The organism is Paenibacillus sp. JT31N11 (genome assembly GCF_056269285.1).
On the sequence record NZ_JBWDNQ010000006.1, the window covers coordinates 162,630 to 188,040 of the forward strand.

25 protein-coding genes are annotated in these 25,411 nt (G+C 53.4%); 22 read left to right on the forward strand and 3 right to left on the reverse strand.

Annotated elements, in window-relative coordinates; all coding sequences use genetic code 11:
* Nucleotides 1-9 precede the first annotated feature (9 nt).
* The 13 genes from rfbD (at nucleotide 10) to folE (ending at nucleotide 10,495) form a co-directional block, all read left to right on the forward strand.
* A complete protein-coding gene (rfbD, locus tag AC0YNV_RS21440; protein WP_475770043.1) occupies nucleotides 10-849 on the forward strand; it encodes a dTDP-4-dehydrorhamnose reductase in 840 nt (279 codons plus the stop codon).
* Nucleotides 849-1,808, forward strand: coding sequence for a glycosyltransferase family 2 protein (locus AC0YNV_RS21445; protein ID WP_475769831.1), 960 nt, complete (start codon nucleotides 849-851; stop codon nucleotides 1,806-1,808). Before rfbD ends, AC0YNV_RS21445 begins: the two co-directional genes overlap by 1 nt.
* Nucleotides 1,809-1,898: 90 nt before the next feature.
* On the forward strand, nucleotides 1,899-3,305 hold the full coding sequence (locus AC0YNV_RS21450) for an undecaprenyl-phosphate glucose phosphotransferase (protein ID WP_475769832.1): 1,407 nt from the start codon (nucleotides 1,899-1,901) through the stop codon (nucleotides 3,303-3,305).
* A gap of 31 nt (nucleotides 3,306-3,336) precedes the next feature.
* Complete coding sequence (locus AC0YNV_RS21455) at nucleotides 3,337-4,281, forward strand: glycosyltransferase family 2 protein (RefSeq protein WP_475769833.1); 945 nt, start codon at nucleotides 3,337-3,339, stop codon at nucleotides 4,279-4,281.
* 331 nt (nucleotides 4,282-4,612) lie between these two features.
* Nucleotides 4,613-5,035, forward strand: coding sequence for a GNAT family N-acetyltransferase (locus AC0YNV_RS21460; RefSeq protein ID WP_475769834.1), 423 nt, complete (start codon nucleotides 4,613-4,615; stop codon nucleotides 5,033-5,035).
* Nucleotides 5,036-5,179: 144 nt separating this feature from the next.
* Nucleotides 5,180-5,731, forward strand: coding sequence for a DUF402 domain-containing protein (locus AC0YNV_RS21465; RefSeq protein WP_475769835.1), 552 nt, complete (start codon nucleotides 5,180-5,182; stop codon nucleotides 5,729-5,731).
* 7 nt (nucleotides 5,732-5,738) lie between these two features.
* On the forward strand, nucleotides 5,739-6,401 hold the full coding sequence (lepB, locus tag AC0YNV_RS21470; protein ID WP_475769836.1) for a signal peptidase I: 663 nt from the start codon (nucleotides 5,739-5,741) through the stop codon (nucleotides 6,399-6,401).
* Nucleotides 6,402-6,448: 47 nt separating this feature from the next.
* A complete protein-coding gene (gene queG, locus AC0YNV_RS21475; RefSeq protein WP_475769837.1) occupies nucleotides 6,449-7,663 on the forward strand; it encodes a tRNA epoxyqueuosine(34) reductase QueG in 1,215 nt (404 codons plus the stop codon).
* A 263-nt stretch (nucleotides 7,664-7,926) separates the two neighbouring features.
* Nucleotides 7,927-8,088, forward strand: a complete 162-nt coding sequence (locus AC0YNV_RS21480) for a hypothetical protein (RefSeq protein ID WP_475769838.1) — start codon at nucleotides 7,927-7,929, stop codon at nucleotides 8,086-8,088.
* A 3-nt stretch (nucleotides 8,089-8,091) separates the two neighbouring features.
* On the forward strand, nucleotides 8,092-8,472 hold the full coding sequence (locus tag AC0YNV_RS21485; protein ID WP_475769839.1) for a methylated-DNA--[protein]-cysteine S-methyltransferase: 381 nt from the start codon (nucleotides 8,092-8,094) through the stop codon (nucleotides 8,470-8,472).
* The gene (locus AC0YNV_RS21490) at nucleotides 8,469-9,533 is read left to right on the forward strand and encodes an HD-GYP domain-containing protein (RefSeq protein WP_475769840.1); all 1,065 of its coding nucleotides are present in this window, start codon (nucleotides 8,469-8,471) and stop codon (nucleotides 9,531-9,533) included. The genes AC0YNV_RS21485 and AC0YNV_RS21490 overlap by 4 nt, the downstream gene beginning before the upstream one ends.
* A 105-nt stretch (nucleotides 9,534-9,638) precedes the next feature.
* Entirely contained in the window at nucleotides 9,639-9,860 is a 222-nt protein-coding gene (locus AC0YNV_RS21495) for a YneF family protein (RefSeq protein WP_210042675.1), read from the forward strand.
* A 38-nt stretch (nucleotides 9,861-9,898) separates the two neighbouring features.
* The gene (gene folE / locus AC0YNV_RS21500) at nucleotides 9,899-10,495 is read left to right on the forward strand and encodes a GTP cyclohydrolase I FolE (RefSeq protein ID WP_475769841.1); all 597 of its coding nucleotides are present in this window, start codon (nucleotides 9,899-9,901) and stop codon (nucleotides 10,493-10,495) included.
* Between the two features lie 132 nt (nucleotides 10,496-10,627).
* Here the strand turns inward: folE and AC0YNV_RS21505 are convergent, their stop codons facing one another.
* Nucleotides 10,628-11,884, reverse strand: a complete 1,257-nt coding sequence (locus AC0YNV_RS21505; RefSeq protein ID WP_475769842.1) for a Fe-Mn family superoxide dismutase — start codon at nucleotides 11,882-11,884, stop codon at nucleotides 10,628-10,630.
* Nucleotides 11,885-12,265: 381 nt separating this feature from the next.
* On the reverse strand, nucleotides 12,266-13,411 hold the full coding sequence (locus AC0YNV_RS21510) for an alpha/beta hydrolase (RefSeq protein WP_475769843.1): 1,146 nt from the start codon (nucleotides 13,409-13,411) through the stop codon (nucleotides 12,266-12,268).
* Between the two features lie 235 nt (nucleotides 13,412-13,646).
* Here AC0YNV_RS21510 and AC0YNV_RS21515 point away from each other — a divergent pair, with 235 nt between their 5' ends.
* Entirely contained in the window at nucleotides 13,647-14,393 is a 747-nt protein-coding gene (locus tag AC0YNV_RS21515; protein ID WP_475769844.1) for an IclR family transcriptional regulator, read from the forward strand.
* Between the two features lie 203 nt (nucleotides 14,394-14,596).
* Here AC0YNV_RS21515 and acnA read toward each other — a convergent pair whose 3' ends face one another.
* Nucleotides 14,597-17,308, reverse strand: a complete 2,712-nt coding sequence (gene acnA / locus AC0YNV_RS21520) for an aconitate hydratase AcnA (protein ID WP_475769845.1) — start codon at nucleotides 17,306-17,308, stop codon at nucleotides 14,597-14,599.
* Nucleotides 17,309-17,767: 459 nt separating this feature from the next.
* Here acnA and AC0YNV_RS21525 point away from each other — a divergent pair, with 459 nt between their 5' ends.
* The 8 genes from AC0YNV_RS21525 to AC0YNV_RS21560 all read left to right on the forward strand — a co-directional run bounded on the left by AC0YNV_RS21525 (nucleotide 17,768) and on the right by AC0YNV_RS21560 (nucleotide 25,359).
* Nucleotides 17,768-18,928, forward strand: coding sequence for an amidase domain-containing protein (locus tag AC0YNV_RS21525; protein WP_475769846.1), 1,161 nt, complete (start codon nucleotides 17,768-17,770; stop codon nucleotides 18,926-18,928).
* A gap of 80 nt (nucleotides 18,929-19,008) precedes the next feature.
* Nucleotides 19,009-20,145, forward strand: a complete 1,137-nt coding sequence (locus tag AC0YNV_RS21530; protein WP_475769847.1) for a D-alanine--D-alanine ligase — start codon at nucleotides 19,009-19,011, stop codon at nucleotides 20,143-20,145.
* A 115-nt stretch (nucleotides 20,146-20,260) separates the two neighbouring features.
* Nucleotides 20,261-20,578, forward strand: coding sequence for a hypothetical protein (locus AC0YNV_RS21535; protein WP_475769848.1), 318 nt, complete (start codon nucleotides 20,261-20,263; stop codon nucleotides 20,576-20,578).
* Entirely contained in the window at nucleotides 20,575-21,642 is a 1,068-nt protein-coding gene (uvsE, locus tag AC0YNV_RS21540; RefSeq protein WP_475769849.1) for a UV DNA damage repair endonuclease UvsE, read from the forward strand. The genes AC0YNV_RS21535 and uvsE overlap by 4 nt, the downstream gene beginning before the upstream one ends.
* A gap of 201 nt (nucleotides 21,643-21,843) precedes the next feature.
* On the forward strand, nucleotides 21,844-22,620 hold the full coding sequence (locus AC0YNV_RS21545; RefSeq protein WP_475770044.1) for a sulfite exporter TauE/SafE family protein: 777 nt from the start codon (nucleotides 21,844-21,846) through the stop codon (nucleotides 22,618-22,620).
* Nucleotides 22,621-22,715: 95 nt separating this feature from the next.
* Nucleotides 22,716-23,573, forward strand: a complete 858-nt coding sequence (locus AC0YNV_RS21550) for an inositol monophosphatase family protein (protein WP_475769850.1) — start codon at nucleotides 22,716-22,718, stop codon at nucleotides 23,571-23,573.
* A gap of 292 nt (nucleotides 23,574-23,865) precedes the next feature.
* Complete coding sequence (locus tag AC0YNV_RS21555) at nucleotides 23,866-24,258, forward strand: GntR family transcriptional regulator (protein WP_210042631.1); 393 nt, start codon at nucleotides 23,866-23,868, stop codon at nucleotides 24,256-24,258.
* Between the two features lie 6 nt (nucleotides 24,259-24,264).
* The gene (locus tag AC0YNV_RS21560) at nucleotides 24,265-25,359 is read left to right on the forward strand and encodes a DUF1648 domain-containing protein (protein ID WP_475769851.1); all 1,095 of its coding nucleotides are present in this window, start codon (nucleotides 24,265-24,267) and stop codon (nucleotides 25,357-25,359) included.
* Nucleotides 25,360-25,411 lie beyond the last annotated feature (52 nt).

Below are 25,411 nucleotides of genomic sequence, written 5' to 3' on the forward strand. Positions count from 1 at the left end.
GCGCCGAACCTGAAGATTCTTGTCACCGGCGCTAATGGTCAATTGGGCGCAGAGCTCGTTCATCTCTCTGCAGAAGGCTTCACCATTCAAGGCTATGGCCGTGATGTGCTTGACATCACGAGCCTTGCGCAGTGCCGGGAGGTGCTGGCCCAATTCCAACCGGATGCTGTTATCCACTGCGCCGCTTATACTGCCGTTGACAAGGCCGAGTCCGAACCGGACGAGGCCTTTCGCGTGAATGCGGCCGGAACGCGGAATTTGGCCATTGCATCCAGAGAAATCGGAGCCAAGCTGTGCTACATCAGCACCGACTATGTGTTTGACGGCACAAGCACGATTCCTTACAATGAAATCGACAACACGAACCCTCGTACGGTTTACGGCAAGTCGAAGCTTGCCGGCGAGCAGGCGGTCACGTCTTTGCATGACCGCTATTTTATCGTCCGTACCTCATGGGTGTACGGCAAATACGGCAATAATTTTGTGAAAACGATGCTGAAGCTTGGCAGTGAGAAGGACCAGCTGAAGGTGGTGCACGACCAGATCGGCTCGCCTACGTATACGCTCGATCTGGCACATTTTCTGCTGGAGCTTGTCCGGACGGAATGCTACGGCATTTATCATGCCTCCAATACAGGCGTCTGCTCCTGGTTCGATTTCGCTGCGGCGATCTTCGAGGAGAGCGGCTCCGCCATCAAGCTTGAGCCCTGCACGACAGAAGATTTCCCGCGTCCCGCACCCAGACCTGCCTTCTCTGTGATGGACCATTCATCCATTCGGGTGAACGGTCTGACTGACCTGCGGCCTTGGCGGGAGGCGTTAATTCATTTTCTAAAGGATGATCAGTAATGAGCCCAGCTGCGGCGACTGCCAGTGTATGCATCGTAACCTATAACAGTGCTTCCGATATCCAGCGATGCATTCAAGCTGTCCTGCAGCAGTCGCATCCGGTCGCAGGAATTGTCGTGGTTGATAATGCCTCAACCGACAATACCTGCGACATTGTTCGCGGTTTCCATGAATCGACAGTCAGGCTTGTCGCCAACCGTGATAATGTCGGATTCGCTGCCGGCCAGAATCAGGCCATCAGGCAGACGGATTCCGATTATGTGCTTGTGCTGAATCCTGACGTGGAGCTCGGAACGGACTACATAGCCTGCATTGTGGAATTTATGGAGCAGCACCCTGAGGTTGGCAGCGTTACAGGCCAGCTGGTGCTGGCGGCCCGTCCGGACGTCATGGACAGCGCCGGTCTCGACATGGGCGGCACGCGCAGAGCCTGGGATCTCGGCGGCGGGGAACCGGCTGCGCAGTGGGAGGAGTCCCGTTATATTTTTGGGGTATCCGGTGCGGCTTCGGTTTACCGGCGTCGGATGGTGGAGGATATCAGCATGGACGGGCAGTTCTATGACGAGTCCTATTTTGCTTACAAGGAAGACGTTGACGTGGCATGGCGGGCCCAACTGCTGGGCTGGAAGTCGTATTATCTGGCGGAGGCCAAAGCGCTTCATGAGCGGGGCTGGAAGTATGAGGGACGCCGCAGCCGCAAGCAGATCCCGCTGTTTCTCAGACGCCATTCGTATCAGAACCGGATATTTACCATCATTAAGAATGAACCTGCGGGCTGGAAAATGTTTCTGTCGATTCCCCGATTAATCGGTCTTGAATTCGTTCAAGTCGGGTATATATTACTGTTGGAGCAGGGCTTATTGCGGTGCTGGGCGACAATTCTCCGCCGCATGCCGGAGCTGCTCAGGCAGCGGAGCGCTCTCTGGCGCCGAATTGCTGAAAGAAAAGGTAAAACCTAACAAATTTCAAGGTTGGTTCCCTCTCGTTTTTTTGATACAATACTGGTAGATTCGTCATTCGAATACTAGATAGTAAGGACTGAGAGACTTATGATCCGACAGAACCAACGATTTCTGACTCAAATATATGTACTCGCGGATCTCTTGTGCACGCTGATTATGTTCTTGGCCGCATACTGGCTGAAGTTCAACAGCGGGCTCCTGTCGCATTATAATAATCTCCCACTCAAAAGCTATCTCCTCTGGGGCACCATCTATTCATTCGCCGCCATTCTTGTTGGCTTTTATGTGCGTTTCTACGCGCCGCGGCGCCGCAAGAGCTTCTCCTACGACATTCTCAAAATCTTCCAGGTACATGGCTTAAGCTTCCTTGGCCTGCTCAGCTTGCTGTTTATTGCCAAAGAAGTTCATATATCGCGTGAGTTTCTGGCCATCTTCATCGCTGCCAATATTATGGGCATGATCATTTACCGCTATGCCGTGAAGAGCATTCTGACCCGTCTCCGCCGCAAAGGGTTCAACAGACGTTATGTGCTCATTCTCGGCGCAGGCTCGGTGGGGCGCAGCTTCTACGACAGCTTGAAGCAGCATCCTGAGCTCGGCTATGAGGCGATCGGCTTCCTGGATGATTTCCAGACTGAGCATGCAGCCGAGCACAACGGGCTGAAGCCCATTATCGGAACTACAGACCAGCTGGATGAAATGCTGAATAAGTTTATGATCGATGAGGTCATCATTGCGCTGCCGCTCAAGGCCCATAAGAAATATGCGACGATTATCGATCAATGCGAGAAAACGGGCGTCAAGACGCTCATTATTCCCGATTTCTTCGATATGCTCCCGGCGCGTCCCTTCTTCGACAATTTTGCGGGTATCCCGCTCATTAATGTTCGCGACATTCCGCTGGATGAGCTGAGCAACCGGCTTCTGAAGCGGGCGTTCGATATTGTGTTTTCCCTGTTTGCCATCACAATCGTCTCACCGATCATGCTCATGGTATATATCGGCATTAAACTGACATCACCCGGGCCTGTCCTGTTCAAGCAGGAGCGGATGGGGCTGGATCGGCGCACATTCAATATGTACAAGTTCCGCTCCATGCATATCTCGGACCCCGGCACCTCGGATACGCAGTGGACGGTGGAAAATGATCCGCGCCGGACACGCTTCGGCAGCTTTATCCGCAGAACGAGTCTGGACGAGCTTCCGCAGTTCTTCAATGTGCTTGTCGGACATATGAGTGTCGTCGGTCCAAGGCCGGAACGCCCTTTCTTCGTGGAGCAGTTCAAAGAGGAAATTCCGAAATATATGGTGAAGCACCATATTCGTCCCGGCATTACCGGCTGGGCGCAAACCAACGGTTTGCGCGGCGATACATCCATTCAGGACCGTATTATGCATGATCTGTTCTACATCGAGAACTGGACCTTTTTCTTCGACCTCAAAATCATCGTGAAGACGATAACGAAAGGTCTTGTTAATAAAAATGCATACTGACAGAGCAGTGATGACATCAGGCGGACCCCGTGTGTCCGTTATTATTCCAACCTACAACGCCGGACCCGCTTTTGACGGGCTCCTTGGCCTGCTGCAGAGCCAGACGCTCAAACCCCATGAAATTATCGTGGTTGATTCCTCGTCGTCTGACGGGACGGCTGAGAGAGCGAGGCGGGCAGGGGCTCGTGTATTTACCATCCTCCAAAGCGAATTCGACCATGGAGGAACCCGAAACTACGCAGTGAGTCTGGCGGCAGGCGATATATATGTGTTCATGACACAGGACGCGCTTCCGGATAATGAATACTTGCTGCAGGAGCTTGTGAGACCGTTTCAGGACGAGAAGATATCCTGTGTCTATGCAAGGCAGCTAGCAAGGCCGGAGGCGAATGTGCTGGAACGGCTGTCCCGCGGATTTAATTATCCGGAGCAGTCTTCCACCAAGGATAAGACGGATATCCCCCGCTTGGGAATCAAGACATTCTTCTGCTCCAATGTGTGCGCAGCCATCCGCAAGGACGTATTCATGGAGGTTGGCCGATTTCCGGAGCCGGTTATTTTTAACGAGGATCTTTTCTTCGCGGCAAAATGCATTCTCCAGGGTTACACGGTTGCTTACGCAGCTGAGGCCCGGGTCGTGCATTCCCATGATTATACGCTCATTCAGCAGTTCAGGCGTTTCTTCGACAATGGCGTATCCATGCGCAATAACGACTGGGTCTTCCAGTACTCGGCCGTGGGCAAAGAGGGCTCGCGTCTCGTACGCACACAGCTGAGCGAGCTGCACCGGCAGCGCAAATGGCACTGGATGCCGCGCTTGTTCGCTGAATCGGCAGCCAAGCTCATGGGCTACCAGCTGGGCAAGCGTTACCGCAGCCTGCCAAACGGACTTTGTGTCAAATTCAGCATGCACCGCAAAATATGGAACAAGCTGAACGCCGAAGGCGGAGTCAAGGGCAAAGGGATGTCCGTGTAATCAGAGGCAAGCGTTAGGTAAAGCTCTAATCCTTCAATAATCGACAGGCTCTGGATACAATCTGGAGCTTTTTGCTTGTGTCCAAGACCCTTTGGGCAGCAACATCAAAATATATATAGTACAATGATCAAAATAATCTTCGACATCAAAAAAGGGTGAAACTTGCTTCTTTTTGATAAAAACGCTTACTATAAAGCGCTTACATGAGAAAAACAAAGATTTTATGAACTTTTTAAGGTTTTTTTAACTTTTTAGAAGGAATTCGCATGATTTTGTCGTATTATTAACTTTACCTAAATTTTTTTATACTGCGTATAGAGGGGTTTTAGTTATGGACGTTCGTACTTTCCAATTGTCAGACTATCGACCTGTCACCCAATTGCTCGAAACGGTTTTATCGGCAGAATGCTACGAATTGACCATGGAGGCTTTTGGCCGGCAGCTGTCGTGGGACAGCGAGCTAGTGCTTGTAGCTTTGGTGAACGATGTTGTTGCGGGTATCGTAATTGGCACAATCGATAATAATAAGGGTTATTACTACCGTATCGCCGTTCATCCGGATTACCAGCGTCAAGGTATTGGCAAGTCGTTGATTCGCGGGCTTCAGCTGCGTTTTGAGAAGAAGAATGTAACTAAGATCTTGATATCGGCGGACGAGCATAACGAGCCGATTTTGTCGCTTTATGAGTCGCTGGGCTATGCGGCATCGGATTTCTTCCGGTCGTTTCAGAAGCTTAGCATCGTCGCAGGATAACTCTTACGCCCTATTTGAATACATTGTCATCATGGACAAGCATATCTCGAACGTCATTGATTTTGGCGGCGAGATATGCTTTTCTTAACTTATTAAGCAGATTCAGGCAGCGATTCATTCAGACTTCCACGGGAGAGTTCGCATATGGACAATTATCGCCCAAGTGTGATCAAAAGCTTCAAGCATAACGGCCGGCTGCATCGGATGTGGCTGGAAAATTCCCTGCTTCCGGATCAGCTGACGGCACCTGAACATGCAGCAGAATCCATGTATATTCTGATTAACCGGCAGACGCCTATTCAGGAGGCGGATGGCGGGATGTGGACGAGCCGCGTGCCGGCTGTTTCGTTCTTTATCCCCGGACAGTGGTATAATATTGTTGCTCTCTTGGAGAACGAGGGGATTCGTTATTATTGCAATGTGGCCTCGCCGCCTTATTTTCAGGATGATGTGCTGACCTATATTGATTATGACCTGGATGTGATTGTCGCGCAGGATGGATCAGTTCATGTTGTGGATGTCGAGGAATATGAACTTCATAAGGCGATGTATCATTATTCGAAGGAAGTTGACCGAAAAGTACAAGAGGGGCTTCATGGTCTGCTGGCCCGGGTGGAATCCGGGAAGGAACCGTTCAACAACAATCAAGTCGCCGCTTATTTCGAGACATGGAATAAACAGACGGGCGAGGTGTAGCAGCAGTATGGACAATTATTCGGATTCAATGCAAGAAACAGAGCCTGGCTCTATCGGTCCCCGCAAACGCTCCCATTCCCCATCGAGGAACAAGGCGCAGTCAGGAAGGCCCGACAAACCGGAGAAACCCTCCAGAGAACATACGAGCTGGGGCAAGGAATTATGGGATTGGGCCCGTACGCTGATCGTCGCGGTTGCGATCGTACTGCTGTTTCATTTCTTTGTGTTCAACCTGTCCACGGTAGAAGGTCATTCAATGGAACCGACGCTTTACGAGAAGGAATGGCTGTTCGTGAACAAGTATTCCTACCGCTTTGGATCTCCTCATCTGGGAGATGTGATCATTTTGAAGGATCCTTCCGCGGGAGCGGACAAGAAAGAGTTTCTGGTCAAGCGGATTGTGGGAGTGCCGGGAGATAAGATAGAAATTCGCTCAGGTCAGCTGTACCGCAACGGGGAGCTGGTGGTGGAGCGGTTTACGGACACGGCGATTGAGGATATCGATTATGGACCCTTTGTGGTGGAGAATGACCGTTATTTTGTCATGGGAGATAATCGTCATGCGCGTGCAAGCAGAGACAGCCGCTCATTCGGTACCGTGCCTGCTTCGATGATTCGCGGGCGGGCGGATTATATTCTGTGGCCGATTACCAAGCTGAATACGCTGTAAAGAAGCTGCTGTTTGAAAATAGTGCAAGCTGGAAGGAGGCTATCGCAGTGGACAATGTGACATCCTGGGAGAAGCTGAAGCATGAATTGAAAGCTGCGGCGGCCGGCCTTGGAATTGATAAAATCGGGATCGCCTCGGCGGATCCCTTCGTTGAATTGAAGCAGCGGCTGATCCGCCACCGTGAGCTGGGTTACGAGTCGGGCTTCGAGGAGCCGGATCTGGACAAAAGAACGCAGCCCTCGCTGCTGCTCGAGAATCCGCAGTCGATTATTGCAATCGCGGTGGCCTATCCGTCGAAGCTGAAGAATCCCCCGAAATCCGAGCCGGGAGCGCGGCGCGGGATCATGTCGCGTTCCGCCTGGGGCGAGGATTATCATAAGGTGCTGCGCGACAGAATGCGCAAGCTTGAGGATTGGCTGCGGGAGCGCGTGCCTTCCTTGCGGGCGGAGAGCATGGTTGATACCGGCGCGCTCTCGGATCGGGCGGTCGCCGAGCGTGCCGGCATCGGCTGGAGCGCCAAGAACTGCTCTGTTATTACACCGGAATGGGGCTCATGGGTATACCTGGGCGAAATGATCACGAATTTGCCGCTTCCGCCGGATGAACCCGTTGCAGAGAGCTGCGGCGACTGCACCGCCTGCATGGATGCATGCCCGACGGACGCGCTGGTGGCGCCCGGGCAGCTGAATGCACAGCGGTGTATTTCATTTGTGACGCAGACCAAGGGGCTTGTCACGGACGAGCTCATGCGCAAGATCGGCAATCGTCTCTATGGCTGCGATACCTGCCAGACGGTTTGTCCCAAAAACAGGGGCAAAAACTGGACCCATCAGCCGGAGCTGCAGCCGGATCTTGAGAAGGCCAAGCCCCTGCTTGTCCCGCTGCTGACGATGGGCAACCGCGAATTCAAGGAGGCTTACAGCCAGACGTCCTCGGCCTGGCGCGGCAGAAAACCGATCCAGCGCAACGCGGTAATCGCGCTGGGCAATTTCAAGGATCCGAGCGGGGTGCAGCCCTTGGCGAATGTGCTGCGAAGCGATCCGCGGTTCGAGCTGCGGGCGACTGCGGCCTGGTCGCTGGGCCGAATTGGCGGCGCGGCGGCGCGTGATGCGCTTGAGCAGGCATTGAAGCTTGAGCGGGAGGAGGCCGTTCTGGAAGCCATATCCGCCGCACTGGCGGCCGGCAGCCCCGGCAATCGGGATGCCGCCCAGGAAGCGTCAGGAGCGCCTGGAGAGGATGACGGATTGGTCAAGCGTAAATAATGCTTTTCATGGTTTTGAGGCTTCAGAGGGGCTTCTAAGGGCTTGTGACAGCATGGCGTGCCAAAGGGAGGTTCGAAATCCGTCATCCTGGCAGCGGTCATGCAGCATGCTGGAATTTGCGCGATTTTGCTTAAATATAAACAGAAAGCGGCTGTCAACCGATATATGTTTTGATTGCAGCTGGCATGCCATAAGCCATACCCGGCATGGCCAAAGTCTGCAAATCCATAACGGCAACAAAACATAAGGAGGGACTTTAGAGGATGAGCGAGACCATCTATTGGACCGAATTGAAGTCGCCTGTAGGGCCGCTTGTGCTGCTGGCAACCGATGCCGGGCTGTGCCGCATTGAATTCGGCGATTTTGCCCTGCGGGAAGAGAAGCTGCGCAATTGGACGCGGACCTGGTTTACGGGCGGTGCGTAGTGGGTGCAGGTGAAGCCGAATGAGCACATCATGATCAGCGAGGCTGCCGGGCAGTTGGAGCGTTATTTTGCAGGGGGACTGGAAGCGTTCACCGTCAAGCTGGACATGCGGGGGACTCCTTTTCAAACGAAGGTGTGGCAGGCACTGCTGGATGTTCCTTACGGGGAAAGCCGGTCGTACAAGCATATCGCGGAAGCCATTGGACAGCCGAATGCGGTCCGGGCAGTCGGCGGGGCCAACAATCGCAATCCCGTTCCGCTGATCGTCCCCTGTCACCGTATTATAGGGGCAGGCGGGGCCCTGGTAGGCTATGGAGGCGGACTGGATACGAAAACCTACTTGCTTGCGCTTGAACGGCAGAAGGAAGGCGGGGGAGCCTCATGAGATACATTGATATGGAATCCGTTGAGCCAGGCCATCTGCTGGGAAAGACGATTTATGCGACGAATGGAACGATTCTGCTGTCGGCAGGAGTCCAGATTACGGTATTTATGATCAGCACGTTGAAACGAATCGGGGTTACGAATTTATATATTACGGATCCGAGGCTGCAGGATATTGAGATCGAGGAAGAGCTGCTCTCGGAGGAGACCAAGCGGACGCTGATCCGCACCATGTCGGAAACGATGGATTCGATCCGTTCAGGCAAGGATTTCAACTCGCGTTCGGTCAGCCTCTCGGTGGAGGATATGCTCGAGGACGTGCTTCGCAACAAAGACGTGCTTATCCATCTCAATGATATCCGCACGCGTGATAATGCTGCCTTCGTCCATGCGATGAATGTCTGCATGATTTCCGCTCTGCTCGGCATTCATATGAATCTGAACCAGATCCAGCAGAAGGAGCTCGCCATCGGCGCGCTGCTGCATGATCTTGGCAAACCGCTCGAAGAGTCCGAGTTCGAGTTTGAACCCGCAGATGATGAAGCCGCGAAGAATAAGAAGATGGCCATGCATCACACATGGAGAGGCTTCCAGCTGCTCAAGGCCAGACGTGAGTTCAGCCTGCTGATTGCCCATGTTGCGCTGCAGCATCATGAGCATATCGACGGCAGCGGAGAGCCAAGAGGCCTTGCCGGCGAGCAGATTCATCTCTATTCGCGGATTGTTGCCGTGGCCAACGCCTACGACAACCTGCTGCAGGAGTTTGATAACGGCAAAAGGATGCTTCCGCACGTAGCCTGCGAGCGGCTGCTGGCGATGTCGGGAAAAGAGCTCGACCATGCGGTCGTCGTCCAGTTCATGCGCGTGGTCTCGATCTATCCCAACGGGGTGTCGGTTCGGCTGTCCACCAGGGAAGCCGGGGTAGTGGTCGGCCAGCATCGCGGACTGCCGGGTCGGCCGGTTGTGCGGCTGCTGGAGCGCGAGGGCGACGATTCCATCGGCAGCCGGGAGATCGATTTGGCGAAGGAAAACACGGTGTTCATCGAGCAGGTAATGGGTTGATTTTATTGTCGAATCCGGGGTTTGCGGTAGGCACCCGTACATGCTATGATAGGTTGCAATATGTACATTCATAACGATCAGATAAAGGTTGGGTGAGAGACGGGCATGTGGAATATTATTATTCCGATTGTAACGCTCCTCTTGGGAGCGGTTGGCGGATTTTTTATCGGTGTCTTCTATCTGCGCAAGCAGCTTGAGAAGATGCAGAACGATCCAGAAATGCTGCAGAAGATGGCCAAGCAAATGGGTTATAATATGAACAAATCGCAGCTGCAAAAAGCACAGAGCATGATGAAAAATCAACGTCCGGGCGGCGGACGCCGATAATCAGCGCGTCGCTTGCAGAAGAAGGGGGACGAACAAGGATGGCGGGCAAGAAAGACTACGTCAATTCTGTCGTTTCGGATAACCGTGAACAGATTGAATATCATATCAAGCAAATATTAAGTCTCATCGGTGAGGATATCGACCGCGAGGGACTGCTGGAAACGCCTGCGCGCGTAACCCGCATGTACGAGGAAATTTTCGCAGGCTACGAAGTTGATCCGCGGGAAGTGCTCGGGGTCACCTTCGATGAGCAGCACGAAGAGCTGGTAATTGTAAAAGATATCGTATATTACAGCCAGTGCGAGCATCATATGGCTCCGTTCTTCGGAAAAGCCCATATCGGCTATATCCCGAGCGGGAAGATTGCCGGTCTGAGCAAGCTGGCGCGGCTGGTCGATGCCGTCACGCGTCGCCTGCAGGTGCAGGAGCGCATTACCTCGCAGATCGCCAACATCATGGAGGAAGTTCTGCAGCCCCATGGCGTTATGGTGGTCGTGGAGGGCGAGCATCTGTGCATGTGCGCGCGCGGGGTCAAGAAGACCGGCAGCAATACGGTAACCTCGGCCGTGCGGGGTGAATTCCGTACGAGCGCAGCACTGCGTTCGGAGTTCCTGTCGCTGCTGAAGCAGTCATAGGACGAGGCTGCTGATTGTACCCTACGCAGTAAAGCTTTTTGATTCTTGAGAAAAGATTGCCATTCCCTCTCATTCAAAACAGGGAACCGGCAATCTTTTTTCAGCTTTTGGAACTCCACTGCATTGGCATGCTTAGTACGGCTCCCAGACCAGTTTCCTGGCCTCGGAGAAACGGCCGCTGACGTAGGGCCAATTGACGACCTCCCACCAGTTCCGGATATAATCCGGCCGCTTGTTCTGATGCTTGAGATAATAGGCATGCTCCCAAACATCGAGGGGCAGCAGGGGCACGACATCCCATTGGGATAAATTTTGATGCTTCTCTGCGGTCAGAATTTCCAGTCTCCGGCTGCGCGGACTCCATACCAGAATTGCCCATCCGCCGCCTTCAACCTTCTCCGCTGCTGCGCTGAATTGTCTCTTGAAGGCGTCATGGCTGCCGAAGTCCTTCTGGATTTGCTGAGCCAGTGTACCGGTAGGCTCCCCTCCTCCTCTGGGCGACATGACGGGCCAGAATAAAGTATGAAGATAGTGCCCCGCCCCATGGAAGGCGAGCTCCCGCTCCCAATGCTTAACCAAGTCAAAGTTATTCGTTTTCCTGGCTGTCTCCAGTTCCTTCTCCGCTTGATTAAGTCCATCCACATAGCTCTTGTGATGGATATCGTGATGAATCCGCATCGTAGCCGTATCGATATGCGGCTCCAGCGCATCATACGCATAAGGAAGCGGGGGAAGCGTATGGCCGCCGATAGGGACAGATGAAGCCGCGCGGCGGCTGCCGAATTCAGGCAAATGCACCTGCCCGGGCTCCCCATCCCCGCCCGAATGCTGTGTGGGCACGGAGACGTCGAACTCTTCCTCGAGTTGCTTTTCTTCATAATCATGAAGTTTGACGATTTCTTCTATCCCGTTATCCTCTGCCGTCTTACTGGATGGACCGGGCTGCCGCTCCTCAATCTGCTCATCGCGGGGATGAAGCAGCGACTCCAGAACACATAGAAAATAGTCCGACTCGCGGATAATATGGCGGATGACGATCCCTGCGAACGGGCTTGAAGCTGCTGCCGCGCTGTCCTCCAGCATCTTGGTCAGCTGTGCGACGAATTTCCGCGACTGCAGGGCGGATACCTTCAGCAATTCCTCACTGCTCTTGACCAGATCAAGCGGAATGTCCTCGGGGTTTGCCAGCGCGGCCATGAGCAGCTTCTCCGCCATTTGCTCCGTACGGGCAAATATGGGCTCCCACGCCTGAAGCAGCTGGACATAGGCCGGTTCCAGGTGAGGAATAATCTCCCGGATAACGGCGGTATGCTCCTTCTCCTGCGTTTTCCAGAACTGAATCTCCTCCAGCACTCTCAAGGGCATATAGCCTCTATAAACAAACAGCACAGACTTCAGCCTCCCTATTCTTCACGAATTGCTAAAAGCAAAAATGCCGCTTATTTTTCACACAAAAACCTGTCTCTCCTGGCGCATCCAGTGAGCGGCATTACGGTGGCAGCCAGCGCACGGTGTGGCGTCGCGTGACGGTGGCAAACACCGTGTGGTGTGGCGTCGCGTGACGGTGGCAGCCAGCGTGTGGTGTGGCTGTCGCGTGACGGTGGCAGCCAGAGGCGGTGTGGTGTCGCATGATGCGGTCATCAACCGCTTCCGGCAGGAATGGGTCTGCTCTGCGGCATAAAGGAAGAGCCGTCCGGCAATCCGGACGGCTCTTTATCCTCTTACATCCGATGGCATCCATAATCTAGATGTATTCGGATCAGGCTCTTCCTATGTCGCACTCGCCGTCAAGGTCGGCTGATTGCTCTTCCAGTCCGCATCCACCTGGCTGAGGAACAAGGCGGCACGCTGAATATATTCTTTCGGACGTGTCTGGAATAACAGCTCATGCTTGCCCCCTTGGACGACCCACTCCCTGGATAACGGGTTCAACTGGCTGGATGCGATATGCTCGGCGGTGGCAATCGGCGCTTTGACGTCGTCGGTGCCGTGCATAATAAAGGTCGGAATCGTATAAGAGGTTTGCATAACCTGCTGGGCAGGGATCTGGTTAAAGCTGGTTCCCGTCCAGAATGGCAGCATCAGCTGAACAAGCGGCAGGGATGGAAAACGCGGCAGATCCAGATACTGCCTGACATTGTTGAACAAGGATTCCGGACTCGGCAGAAACAGACTGTCGAGTATCAGGGCGTCGATATCATCGGATGCGTCGGTTTGCAGCGCTGCCTGAAGGGCGGTACCGGCTCCCATGGAGAAGCCCCAAACGACCACCTGCTCTGCCCCCTGGCTGCGGGCATATTGGACAGCTGCGAGCAGCTGCTGCGCTTCTTCGACTCCGCCCGTGGCCGGAGACCGGTCAGCTTCGGAAGCATAACCGTAATCGAACATCAGGACGTTGTAATGCAAACGGTGCAGCAGAGCGGCGAGATCATACATCGGGACCCAGGTCTCTTCGCGATTGGCCCCGTAACCGTGGCTGAATACAACGGTCCGGTCAGAGGCAGCTGGAGCGGCTGCAGCTAGCGCGGCTTGATCATCTCCGCCTGCTGCTGCGGTGATTGTTTTAGCCGGCAGCAAAGCGGCTGCGTCAGCAGCGATATACCAGCCATGAACGGTGGTGCGGCCGCTTTTGCTGGGAAAGACGGCATCTGTATAATCAAGGCCTTTGGCGATTTTGGGATTAGAGGTCAGAGGTGCGACATAAGGATGAGCGACGATCCAGGCCACATAGCCGTGAAAAGCAATAAGCGTGACAAACAGCAGCGCCATAAATGCGGAAACGACAGCAATCGCGGCATGTCTGCGGCGCGTCCTGCCGATCGTCCTGCCGGGAGGCTTGAGAGAATGCCCGGGGGAAGGGAGAAAGCCTTGCGGCGTAAAGCCTGCAGGCAGCATCGGAGTGACGGATGTGCTCATGATGGAATCCCCCTTAGGATGGAAAAATATGAAAACGCTTTATAGTCCTATATTCCTATGATAGATGTGGGGACAACGGCCTGTCAATGGATATACGCGTATTGTTATCAACTTGTAATCTACCTGTAAACTGAAATGAAATTATCTCCATCCGCTTTTACTAATGCCGGGTCATGAGTTATACTGGTTGTAACTTAGTTTCATTGAATGAAACTGATGTAGAAGGTGGGATCACATGTCCGAGGATGGAAAATCAACCGTTCGCGCTGTTGAGCGCGCGCTCGATATATTGCTGTGCTTTACCGCCAAGAGTGAATGGCCGATGACGGAGATCGCGGACAGTGTCGGCCTGCATAAAAGCACGGTCCACCGGATGCTGGCGACGCTGGAGGACAAAGGATTTGTCATTCGCGATCCCGCTTCCGAGCGCTACAGGCTGGGGCTTCGCATCTGGGAGCTATCCGCCAATATGTCCGGCACGGACGATCCGGCTGTGCTTGGACTGGCTGAGATGGAACGTCTGCGCGATATGCTTGGCGAGACCATCAGCCTTTATTTGCGCGACGGGAATGAGCGGATCCGCATACAAGCCGTTCAGAGCAGCCAGGCAGTGCGCAGAGTCGCTCCTGTAGGCGTCCGTCTGCCACTCTATGTGGGAGCATCCAGCAAGGTGCTTATTGCCTTCGAGGAGCCGCAAAAACAGGAGGAGCTGCTCCACGACGAATCATGGCCTGCCTATTTCGACAAGGCGCAATTCCGCAAGCAGATTGAGGAGATAAGAGGGCTGGGCTACGCTACAAGTGTTGAAGAGCGGGAACAGGGCGCTGCGGCAGTCTCTTCCCCGATCTTCAACCGGGCGGGAAAGCTGGTCGCCGCCTTGTCCGTCTCCGGCCCCGCGAACCGGCTGACGCCGGAGAAGATGCGCGAGCAGGCTTCAGCTATTATTGAAGCGGCCAACCATATTGGAGCCATGCTGAAGTAATGCCTTGGCGGGCTATGAATGCAGTTAATGTTTAGCTATGTAAAACAGCATTGCAGCCCGACTATGTGTCGAAGCAGCCCCGCTGTTTTTTTGACTTTAGATCCGTGTTTGATCCGCTTGCTTGCCGATATTTCAAAAAAACGGTCCCGCTCCATACAGGAGGGGACCGTCTGTCTACACATCAGCCAATATCCGGCTCAATATTATTGATTGGCAATCATTTGGCGCAGAACGGCTTGCAGAATACCGCCGTTGCGGTAGTAATCCACGTCCACCATGGAATCCAGACGAACGATCGCCGGGAATTCGAATGTGGTGCCGTCTTCGCGGGTGACGACGACATGAGCTTCCTGACCGGGCTTCACGTCATTGTTAAGACCGATAATATCAAAGGTCTCGCGGCCCGTGATCCCAAGCGTGCTCCAGCCATGTCCTGCCTGGAACTGCAGCGGCAGTACGCCCATTCCGACGAGGTTGGAACGGTGAATCCGCTCGAAGCTCTCGGCGATAACGGCTTTTACGCCAAGCAGCATGGTGCCTTTGGCTGCCCAGTCGCGCGAGCTGCCCGTTCCATACTCTTTACCGGCGATAACGACCAGGTTTTTATTTTTCTTCTGATACAGCATCGAAGCGTCATAGATCGACATTACTTCGTCTGTCGGCAGGTAAGTGGTCACGCCGCCCTCAGTGCCTGGAGCAACCTGGTTGCGGATACGGATGTTGGCGAACGTACCGCGCATCATAACTTCATGGTTGCCGCGGCGCGAGCCGTACGAGTTGAAATCGATTTTGTCGACGCCATGCTTGATCAGGTATTCGCCTGCAGGGCTGTCGGCTTTAATGTTGCCGGCTGGCGAGATGTGGTCGGTCGTTACCGAGTCGCTGAGCAGGGCAAGCACACTTGCGCCTTTGATCTCGCTGATATCATCGATATCGGGACCCAGGTTCTCGAAGAACGGCGGGTTTTGAATATAAGTGGACTTGTCGTCCCACTCGTAGCTCTCGCCCTGCGGCACATCGATTTGATTCCAGCGTTCGTTTTGCGTGAAGACATTGGCATATTTCTCGCGGAAGGATTCAGGGCTCATCGCAACACCGATCGCGTCGGAGATTTCTTTGGATGATGGCCAGATATCCTTGAGATATACAGGCTGGTTTTTGCCGTCATAACCGATTGGATCGTTAGCCAGATCGATATTGACGGTACCGGCAATCGCGTACGCCACAACAAGCGGCGGGGATGCCAGGTAGTTGGCTTTGACCTGGGCATGAACGCGGCCTTCAAAGTTACGGTTACCGGAAAGCACGGCAGCTACGGTCATATCGTTATCCGTGATTGCCGAACTTACTTCATCAGGCAGCGGGCCGGAGTTGCCGATACAGGTTGCGCAGCCGTAGCCTGCAACGTAGAAGCCCAGCTTTTCAAGCGGCTTGAGCAGGTTGGCCTTCTCCAGATAATCGGTAACGACCAGCGAGCCCGGCGTAAGAGAAGTCTTGACGTAAGCAGGACGTTTAAGGCCAAGCTCAACCGCTTTTTTGGCCACAAGTCCGGCAGCCATCATAACGCTTGGATTGGACGTGTTTGTACAGCTGGTGATGGCGGCGATAACGACAGCGCCTGTTCCCATTTTGCTGACAGAACCGTTCGCATGCTTCACTTCAATCATTTCTTCAATCTTGTTGTCTGACAGTCCATAGCCGCCCTTGTCGATCGGAGTGCGGATAATGCCATTGAACTCTTCTTTCATCGCTGTCAGCTCGACGCGGTCCTGAGGACGCTTCGGACCTGCAAGCGACGGTACGATCGTTGACAAGTCCAGCTCCACGATATCGGAGAAAACCGGCTCCGGCGTATCGTCGGTGCGGAACATGTTTTGTGCTTTATAGTAAGCTTCGACAAGCGCGATCTGCTCTTCTGTACGTCCGGTGTTGCGCAGGAAGCGCAGCGTTTCGGAGTCTACCGGGAAGAAGCCGATGGTTGCGCCATATTCGGGAGCCATGTTGGCAACAGTCGCACGGTCTTCCAGTCCGATGTTGGAGAGGCCGGGACCGAAGAATTCAACAAATTTGCCGACAACGCCTTTTTTGCGGAGTACCTGCGTAACGGTCAGCGCCAGGTCAGTCGCTGTAGCGCCTTCCGACAGGCTGCCCGTCAAGCGGAAGCCGATTACCTCAGGCATTACAAAATAAAGCGGTTGACCCAGCATGCCGGCTTCCGCCTCGATGCCGCCTACGCCCCAGCCAACAACGCCAAGTCCGTTGATCATCGTCGTATGGGAATCCGTTCCAACCAATGAATCCGGGTAGACAACGGTTTCGCCGTCTTTTGTTTTGGTTGCGGCAACCGATGCCAGATACTCCAGGTTTACCTGGTGAACGATACCCGTTCCCGGCGGTACGGCGCGGAAATTATCGAAAGCGGTTTGCGCCCAGCGGAGGAAACGGTAACGCTCTTCGTTGCGCTCAAACTCAATGTTCATATTGTACTCAAGCGACTCGGGACTGCCGAATGCGTCAACCATAACGGAGTGGTCGATAACGAGATCGACCGGCACGAGCGGGTTGATTTGCTTCGGATCGCCGCCTGATTTCTTGACGGTGTCGCGCATGGCGGCAAGGTCAACGACAACCGGTACGCCGGTGAAATCCTGGAGTACGATACGGGCAGGAATGAAAGGAATCTCTTTGTCCTCGCGGCCATCGGCCCAGTTTGCCAGTTGCTTGACATGCTCAGACGTAATGGCGTGGCCGTCAAACTGCCGAACCGCTGCTTCCAGCAGTACTTTAATGGAGAAAGGCAGTTTGGAAATATTGCCTAATCCTTGGTCTTCAAGACCCTGCAGGCGGTAATAAACATAAGGTTTACCTCCGACTTCAAGCGACTCGCGGACAGAGTAATCGTTCTTTGATGTCATTTACGTTTGACGCCTCCTTGTACAATTGGGTAAAAAATAAATGGTTCGATGCTGTTTGTGGAGTGCAGCAATTTCCCCCTCAAAAATATCAAAGAAAAATGGCATGAAGATAACCATGTGATATTTTGAAAATGGTTTTCTTGTTTCACCCTGTAAAACACGATTTCAAAAATCGCTGCTTTTCTTAAGTATAACGTTTTTCGTAAATATAAGAAAGTATAAATTCGCCCTATACTTTGCTTATATCTCAAAAAGGAAGAAACTAACTTTGCATCCAACAGGTGGAACCCGTCATTTCCTCATATCCATTTGGAAATTACAGTCCCCTCAATCAGTCGGAATTGATCTGCTGAGCGTTTTCTGCATCAGGTTGTTTTCTCTTCCTCACATGAATTTGCCGTTGGTCTCATATAATGAACCAACTTTGTCAGGCACAAAAACTGCAGGGAGGGAATAGTGATGCCTCAAGCGAGAACGCGGACCGGAGTTAGAAAACGCAAAGGGGTGCAAACGTCAAGCAGGCCCGCAGTACGCAGCAGCCGGGGGACCGCCAGGGCGAAGGAGGCGACCGGCCTCAAGGATCCGGAGCCAAGCGGGTGGAAAGCTTGCGTGCACCATTATGTTCAATTGGTTAACCAGGCCGAGATTGACCGCTTTACGCCGGAATCGGAAGGTATCGTGACCGATGCGGACCATCTGTCCCGCTATCAGCGCAAGCTTTCACGACTTCGCGAGCAGGAGCTGCTGCGCGGCGTTCTGCCTCTGCGCAGCGAGACGAGCGCGGAGCTGCTGCGGATCAGTGAATCGGAATCTCTGGCAGAGGCGACGGCCCTGATCGAGCTGAAGATCAAGCGGACGATGCAGCAGCTTGGCCGCACCTATACGGAGGACAGGCGGGAGCGTGAGCGCCTGTGGCTGTCGCTGGACGGCGAGAGCTACCGGATTAACCGTGTGGAGCCGCTCGTCATGGAACGGCGTCCCAGATATAGTATGTCCGATTCCTTCGCTTCACAGCTGTCTGCCGAGCAGCAAGTTGAAATGGAAGATAAGCCGATATCCATACCTTTTATAAATTATGATGTTTTATCGCGTTTCAAACATGGCCGCGCTGGAATTCGTTACCGCCGGGACTTGGCCGCTGCCTATGCGGATCGGTGGTGGAATGAAGGCAATCCGGCTTATGAAACCTTCGATGTCAATTGTACGAATTATGTATCCCAATGCCTCTTTGCAGGCCACGCGCCTATGAACTATACTGGTAAAAGGGATTCGGGCTGGTGGTATCGGGAGAGAAGCGCAGGGCGCGAAATGTGGAGCTACAGCTGGGCCGTTGCCGGTGCGCTGCAGCTGTTCCTGTCGGGCTCCCGCCAAAGCGGCCTCCGGGCGACGGTCGTGGATTCAGCCGATCAGCTGGATCTGGGCGATGTCATTATTTATGATTGGAGCGGAGACAACCGCTTTCAGCACAGCACCATCGTGACCGCTTTCGACGCGGCGGGCATGCCGCTTGTCAATGCCAACACTGTGCCAAGCCGCCACCGCTATTGGGATTACAAAGATTCTTATGCGTGGACCGAACGTACCAAGTATCGCTTTTTTCATATTGCCGATGAATTTTAAACATTATTCCTGTAAGGATGCATGTCAGATGCATGATTATATCCTGATGTGGGAAATTATTCGTAACCGGAGGATTAGCCATGGGGAAGAAAGTGCGCGTCGGACTCGTTTACGGGGGCCGATCGGGCGAACATGAGGTATCGCTGCAGACTGCGCTTGCAGTCATGAAAGCTTTTGATTACAGCCGTTACGAAATTATTCCTTTCTATATTACAAAAGAAGGCAAGTGGCGCGCAGGACAGACGCTTCTGGCGCCGCCTGATGAACTGGAGCCGCTCCGGCTTGTTGGCGCTCAAGCTGCCTCCGGAACGGACGCGCTTATGCCGGTTTTCAACGCGTTGTCGGCGGAAACCGCCGCTGCCCTGGATACTGTTCCTGCTGAGGCTGGTCCGGCTCTCGATGTTGTTTTTCCTTTGCTGCACGGCACCTTCGGAGAGGACGGTACGATACAGGGCCTTCTGGAAATGGCGGGTATCCCCTATGTGGGAGCGGGCGTATTGGCTTCGGCAGTCGGCATGGACAAGATCACGATGAAGAAAATTTTTGCCCAGGACGGCCTGCCGCAGTGTGTGTACCGGTATTTTAACCGTACCCAGTGGGAGAAGGATCACGGTTTTTTTATTATGGAGATCGAGGTTGCGCTGGGCTATCCCTGCTTCATCAAGCCGGCTAATCTGGGATCGAGCGTAGGCATCTCCAAGGCCCGCAACCGCGAGGAATTGATCACGGCGATCAATTATGCGCTGCGGTTTGACCGCAAAGTGATTGTGGAGGAATTTGTCGACGCCCGGGAGATTGAGGTCAGTGTGCTCGGCAATGACGAGCCGCGTGCTTCCGTGGTGGGCGAAATCACGTCTTCCAGTGAATTTTATGATTATAAAGCCAAATATATCGACGGCAAATCGATGATGCATATTCCGGCCAATATTCCGGCGGAAACAGCGGAAGCCGTCCGCGAAATGGCCATCCGCGCTTTCTTGTCGATTGACGGCTCAGGCCTTGCGCGCGCCGATTTCTTCCTGCGCAAAAGCGACGGCAAGCTTTTCATCAACGAGGTCAATACCATGCCGGGCTTTACGCCCTACAGCATGTATCCTCTGATGTGGAAGGAGAGCGGCGTCTCCTACACGGATCTGCTGGACACATTGATTGGACTTGCGCTTGCCCGCCACACGGAGAAGCAGCGTATCGAGTATGGGGGAGGAGACCCGGTCTGATACAGGACCGGAGTCTGTTTCTTCGATGATTGTTGTCAAGACTTGGTTGATTGTTGTCAAGCCTTGCTCCTGAGGACAAGAAATACGCCACAATATAATTGCTGGAGGAAATCATATGGGGTTCGAAACGGAGTTTAATTCGGTCTGCAAGTTCAAGAATGACAATGAGCTGAACGAGCTGCTTGAATACGGCCGCAGCAAAATAGTCAAGAACGGATTTCGCGTTTATCCTACCGGACAGAAGGTTATTGCATATACGCCCAATAATGAAGCGATTGCGATTGTCCGCATTCTGGTGTCGATCGCGGAGATTAATTTTCAGGGCGAGGAGATTACGCAGGTTGAAATGGAGCTTATCCGAAAGCTGACAGAGGAGGAGGCGCGCGTGCAAACCGCCCTTGCCTATGAAATGTTCTTCGGAGAGCCTGTATGATTGTCCGCTTTGGCTTTGTCGCGATGAGTCTGCAGCTTGAGAATGCTTCGCCGTCCCGCACCATGACCTACACCAGCTTCTCAAAGCTGCCGGATCGTGAAGCAGCTCTGCGCAGACTGGAGCGCATCGCCGAAGAAAATCTGCATAATACGCTGCGTTTGCTGCGCCATTGTCATGCCCATGATATCAAGGTTTACCGCATGTCCTCCAAGCTCATTCCGCTGGCTACGCATGAGGAGCTTCAGGACTGGTCGCCATGGCCGGCGCTTGCAGAAGGCTTCGCCGCTGTCGGCGCGTTCGTGAAGGACAAGGGGATGCGCGTATCCTTCCATCCCGACCATTTCTGCGTCCTGAGCACGCCGCGTCCCGAGGTGCTCGTAAAGTCCGAAGAGGACTTGCGCTACCACCTGCATATGCTAGAAGCGATGGGACTGGACGAGAAGGTAAAATGCAATATACACGTAGGCGGAGCATACGGGGACAAGCCTTCATCAGCTGAGCGTTTTGTCCGCCAGTTCGGGCAGCTGCCTTGGAGGATCAGGAACCGGATCACGCTTGAGAATGACGACAAGACGTTTACCGTCCGGGAGACGCTGGACGCGGCCGAAGCTGTCGGCGTTCCGATGGTGCTTGATATTCATCATCACGCTGTCAATGACGGGAACGAGAGCAACGCATCGCTTGTCGGCGAGCTGTGGCCGCGCATTTTACGGACATGGGGTGGCGTTCTTCCTGATGCGGACTCTGAGCCTGAAGAAGTCTCTGACGCAGAGCGAGCCATTCTTATACCTGGCGGACAACCATCAAGACCGCTTCCGCCGAAGCTCCACGTATCCAGTTCCAAGAGCGAGCGGGACCCGCGCGGTCATGCCGACTATGTGGAGCCGGCTCCGCTCCTGCGGTTTTTGCAGGAAACGGCTGGTTCGACTGATATATTGGATGTGATGCTGGAGGCCAAGGGCAAGGATCTGGCTTTGTTCAGGCTGATGGAGGATTTGCGCCAGCTGGCACAGGACGAACAGGGCATACGGATCATCGATGGAGCAAGCATTGAAGTGAACTGATTCAACTGCAGTCCGGTATTGCCCGTGAATATAGCATAAGCTCTCCGGACAACCGCCCGGGGGGCTTTATTGCCTTATGGGAGGGCAAGGGAGTCTTGCATGCGAGGAATCGGGGTAAAATATAGATGTCATTAAGTATCAGGCGAGGTGACCGGCGTGTTTGAGATTGTCCTTCTCCTCCTTCTGGGTCTGATCGCCGCAATGTTCGGAAGCATTGTCGGTTTGGGCGGGGGAATTATCATCGTTCCAACCCTGGTTCTTCTTGGGCCGCAGCTGACCGGGTCTCCAATCGGCCATACAACGGCTGTGGGCACCTCGCTGTGCGCGTTAATTGTGACAGCGCTTGCTTCCACACTTTCATACGCCAAGAAGAAAAGAGTGGATTTCCGCAGCGCGTGGCTGCTGTTCGTAACGAGCGGGCCTGCCGCTATGGTCGGCTCGGCTCTTACCGGTTATCTGAAGGATGGCAGCTTCCAGCTCGTATTTGGAATCTTTATGCTGTTAATGGCCGCTCTGCTGGTTGCCAGGGATTATATCAGGCCGATCACGCGAAAGTGGCCTGTGGAGCGGCTCTATACCGATCAGGACGGGGTCGGGCATGTCTATGGTTATGCCGTAGGGCCAGCCCTGGTCATCGGATTTTTTGTCGGACTCATTTCAGGCTTGTTCGGCATCGGCGGGGGTTCGTTATTTGTTCCGGTGATGGTGCTCCTGTTCCGGTTTCCGCCCCATCTTGCCACGGCTACCTCGATGTTCGTGATCTTCCTCTCCTCTGCATTGGGCAGCAGCGTACATATATGGCTGGGCGAAGTAGACTGGCGCATTGTGCTGGCGCTTGTTCCCGGGGCATGGATGGGCGGCAAGTTCGGCGCTTACGTTGCAACCCGGATAAGCGGCAGAGGGCTTATGTGGCTCCTTCGCATTACGCTGGGCCTTCTGGCTGTTGAATTAATTATTGAAGGAGCAGCGAAATTATAGACGGTTTCCTGCAAGAACTGGGCGAAACTTTGAAGATATGGTAACGTATACTAATAAGCATATAGCAACTCATAGGAAAGTAGTGTGATAGAACCGTGAGTGACGAGAGCAACAATACACCTGCAATAGGGGGCAAAAACTTTACCGTAGTGGCAATCAATTGCGCGGCTAAAGCGGGTGAATGGATCAGAACCAAACTTGGAAATCATACAAGCTTGTCTTTAAAATACTCCCCTACCGATCTAGTAACTGAAGTGGATAAGGGTTCTGAGATGATGATCCGCAACCTGGTACAGACGCATTTTCCACATCATTCCTTTCTTGGTGAAGAAGGCGTGGAGCCGGGGCCGGAGGCCTCTGCGAAAGCGCTCAATAATGTGCGTGACGCCGAGTATTTATGGGTGGTCGATCCAATCGACGGGACGACGAACTTCGTGCACGGCTTCCCTTTCTTCTCTGTGTCGATCGCTCTGGCGCACAAGGGAGAGGTCATTGTAGGCGTCGTGTATGATCCCATGCGGGATGAATTATTCGTAGCCGAGAAAGGCAAAGGCGCCTATGTACATGGCAAGCCTATGCAGGTAGGCACGGAAAGCCAGCTTGGCGAGAGCCTCCTGGCTACAGGTTTCCCGGCCGATCAGCAGTACGCGCTGCCGCTCAATATGAAGGGGCTGCAGGCGCTTGCGCCGCAGGTGCGCAATATCCGCTCCGGCGGCTCGGCGGCATTGCATATGGCGTATGTGGCATGCGGACGGCTCAGCGGCTTTTGGGAAATCGGTTTGAATTCCTGGGATCTGGCAGCGGGTTCGCTCCTTGTCTCTGAATCCGGAGGGCAAGTCACCGACATGTTGGGCAGCCCCTATGAACTGGGAGTGCGTAATGTTGTCGCGACTAATGGAGCGATTCATGGGCAGCTTGTAGACGAGCTTAAGAAAGTGGAAGCTGCAGGCTAGATCAGGAAGAGAAGCTGTCATATGTCTGCTGATGTGCAGAGCAACAGGGCTTCTCTGAACGGATATGCAGCGATATTGAGAGAATTGGTTTTGCAACAGCATAATAAAATTGTAAAAGGCGTATTCCTGCCATGGTCAAGATGACTTGGGGAATACGTCTTTTTTCCCGTGCTTTTGGAAATGCTCCTTGCATGAAATTTGAATATCTGTTATATTCGATGTATAACAGACAATCAAGATAATACAGTCATCAACAGATTGAGGCAGGGTCAGGAGAGGCAGGTGAATCATCATGTTTATGGAGTTGGATTTGCAATCGGAGTCGCCGATTTACACGCAAATTGCCGAGCAGCTTATTGAGGGCATCGCCAAGGGCGATTTGAAGCCGGGAGATGCGCTCCCGTCAGTCCGCAGTCTGGCAGCAGACCTGGACATTAATTTGCATACCGTTAATAAAGCTTACCAGACCTTGAAGCAGGAGGGCTTTCTCCAGGTCCACCGCAAAAAGGGGGTCGTCGTACAGCCTGGTGAAATGCCTGGCGTGACCGCCGGGTTCAAGGATAAAGTGCAAAGACAGCTCCGCGCATTGTCCGCTGAAGGAATCGTCAGGGGCATGGCTGAGGAGGAATTTCTGAGGCTCTGCCAGGATGCTTTCAACCGGAAGAATACGAAGGAAGGGGAGTAGGAGCGTATGGATCCGACATGGGGGATTTGGCTTTTTTCGATTGTAATGTATGTCATGATGGGGATTGTGTTTATGCTGGTGCCATTGATAAGCACACGCGTTTTGTTGTTCGGTGTTTTTGTTCCCGAGCCTATGCGGGATGACGAGGCCGTAACAGCTGTGCGCAAAAGCTACATCCGAATGTCTGTGTTCATTATGGTATGCGCTGCAGCTGCAGGCGGCTTGATGGGCTGGTGGATGAAGGGGATGTCCGAAGCCGTATTGCTCAGCGCCACACTGGTTCAAGTCATCGGATTCGTCCTGTCTCTCGCGGCCAGTCATCGCAGGGCGATTCGCATCAAGCTGGAAAAGGGGTGGGAGCCGCCGCAGAGCACCAAGCGGGTCGCCAATTTGAATTTTCGGAAAGGACCTCTAACGATCCGTGATCGCTGGTATCTCGTTCATCTGCTGCTCATCATCATTTCAGTGATTGGCGCCGCTGTTCAATGGGACAGCATTCCCGATATCTTAACCACTCATTATAATGCCAGCTTTGAAGCGGACGGCTTCTCTGAGAAAAGCTTCAGCTCCGTGTTTATGATGAATATTACCCAACTCCTGCTGATCGGAATATTTCTATTTGTGAATTTTGTCATCCGTGCGGCCAAACAACAGCTGGATCCAGCCAAACCGGATGAATCCATGATCAAGCAGCAGAAGTTTCGCCGCATCAACTCGATATTTCTTTATTTTCTCTCCCTGTTCATTGTGGCGTTGTTCAGTTATATTCAGGCGACGATACTCTATGGCTGGTCTGCTGATCTGCTCATGCTGACATCGCTGTTTCTGCCTCTTATTCTGATCGGATGTTCCATTGGATTAATCATTTATTTGAGGAGTAAAGGCATCGATCAGGTCTTAGCTGCCGGGGTAAGCGACGACAGTCACTGGAAGGGCGGCTTCTTTTATCATAATCCGGAGGATCCATCCTTTATCGTGAATAAGCGGTACGGGATGGGGTGGACGTTCAACATGGCGCATCCGGTCAGTTGGGTTGTTCTTGGAGGTATACTGCTGATTCTGCTTGTTATCGTGCTGATCACTTCCATATTGGACACTTGACTTGATGGTACTGGAGCTGTGAGCATGCTATGCCTGCAGATGTATCAGTAGT

What these genes read in the sequence shown, in the direction of transcription:
- folE (WP_475769841.1), top strand. Translation starts at nt 9,899, where the DNA reads ATGGCGGGCAAGAAAGACTACGTCAATTCTGTCGTTTCGGATAACCGT.
- AC0YNV_RS21525 (WP_475769846.1), top strand. Translation starts at nt 17,768, where the DNA reads ATGCCTCAAGCGAGAACGCGGACCGGAGTTAGAAAACGCAAAGGGGTG.
- uvsE (WP_475769849.1), top strand. Translation starts at nt 20,575, where the DNA reads ATGATTGTCCGCTTTGGCTTTGTCGCGATGAGTCTGCAGCTTGAGAAT.
- AC0YNV_RS21555 (WP_210042631.1), top strand. Translation starts at nt 23,866, where the DNA reads ATGTTTATGGAGTTGGATTTGCAATCGGAGTCGCCGATTTACACGCAA.
- AC0YNV_RS21465 (WP_475769835.1), top strand. Translation starts at nt 5,180, where the DNA reads ATGGACAATTATCGCCCAAGTGTGATCAAAAGCTTCAAGCATAACGGC.
- AC0YNV_RS21495 (WP_210042675.1), top strand. Translation starts at nt 9,639, where the DNA reads ATGTGGAATATTATTATTCCGATTGTAACGCTCCTCTTGGGAGCGGTT.
- lepB (WP_475769836.1), top strand. Translation starts at nt 5,739, where the DNA reads ATGGACAATTATTCGGATTCAATGCAAGAAACAGAGCCTGGCTCTATC.
- acnA (WP_475769845.1), bottom strand. Translation starts at nt 17,308, where the DNA reads ATGACATCAAAGAACGATTACTCTGTCCGCGAGTCGCTTGAAGTCGGA.
- AC0YNV_RS21535 (WP_475769848.1), top strand. Translation starts at nt 20,261, where the DNA reads ATGGGGTTCGAAACGGAGTTTAATTCGGTCTGCAAGTTCAAGAATGAC.
- AC0YNV_RS21480 (WP_475769838.1), top strand. Translation starts at nt 7,927, where the DNA reads ATGAGCGAGACCATCTATTGGACCGAATTGAAGTCGCCTGTAGGGCCG.
- AC0YNV_RS21515 (WP_475769844.1), top strand. Translation starts at nt 13,647, where the DNA reads ATGTCCGAGGATGGAAAATCAACCGTTCGCGCTGTTGAGCGCGCGCTC.
- AC0YNV_RS21530 (WP_475769847.1), top strand. Translation starts at nt 19,009, where the DNA reads ATGGGGAAGAAAGTGCGCGTCGGACTCGTTTACGGGGGCCGATCGGGC.
- AC0YNV_RS21560 (WP_475769851.1), top strand. Translation starts at nt 24,265, where the DNA reads ATGGATCCGACATGGGGGATTTGGCTTTTTTCGATTGTAATGTATGTC.
- AC0YNV_RS21460 (WP_475769834.1), top strand. Translation starts at nt 4,613, where the DNA reads ATGGACGTTCGTACTTTCCAATTGTCAGACTATCGACCTGTCACCCAA.
- AC0YNV_RS21490 (WP_475769840.1), top strand. Translation starts at nt 8,469, where the DNA reads ATGAGATACATTGATATGGAATCCGTTGAGCCAGGCCATCTGCTGGGA.
- AC0YNV_RS21545 (WP_475770044.1), top strand. Translation starts at nt 21,844, where the DNA reads ATGTTCGGAAGCATTGTCGGTTTGGGCGGGGGAATTATCATCGTTCCA.
- AC0YNV_RS21510 (WP_475769843.1), bottom strand. Translation starts at nt 13,411, where the DNA reads ATGAGCACATCCGTCACTCCGATGCTGCCTGCAGGCTTTACGCCGCAA.
- AC0YNV_RS21445 (WP_475769831.1), top strand. Translation starts at nt 849, where the DNA reads ATGAGCCCAGCTGCGGCGACTGCCAGTGTATGCATCGTAACCTATAAC.
- AC0YNV_RS21450 (WP_475769832.1), top strand. Translation starts at nt 1,899, where the DNA reads ATGATCCGACAGAACCAACGATTTCTGACTCAAATATATGTACTCGCG.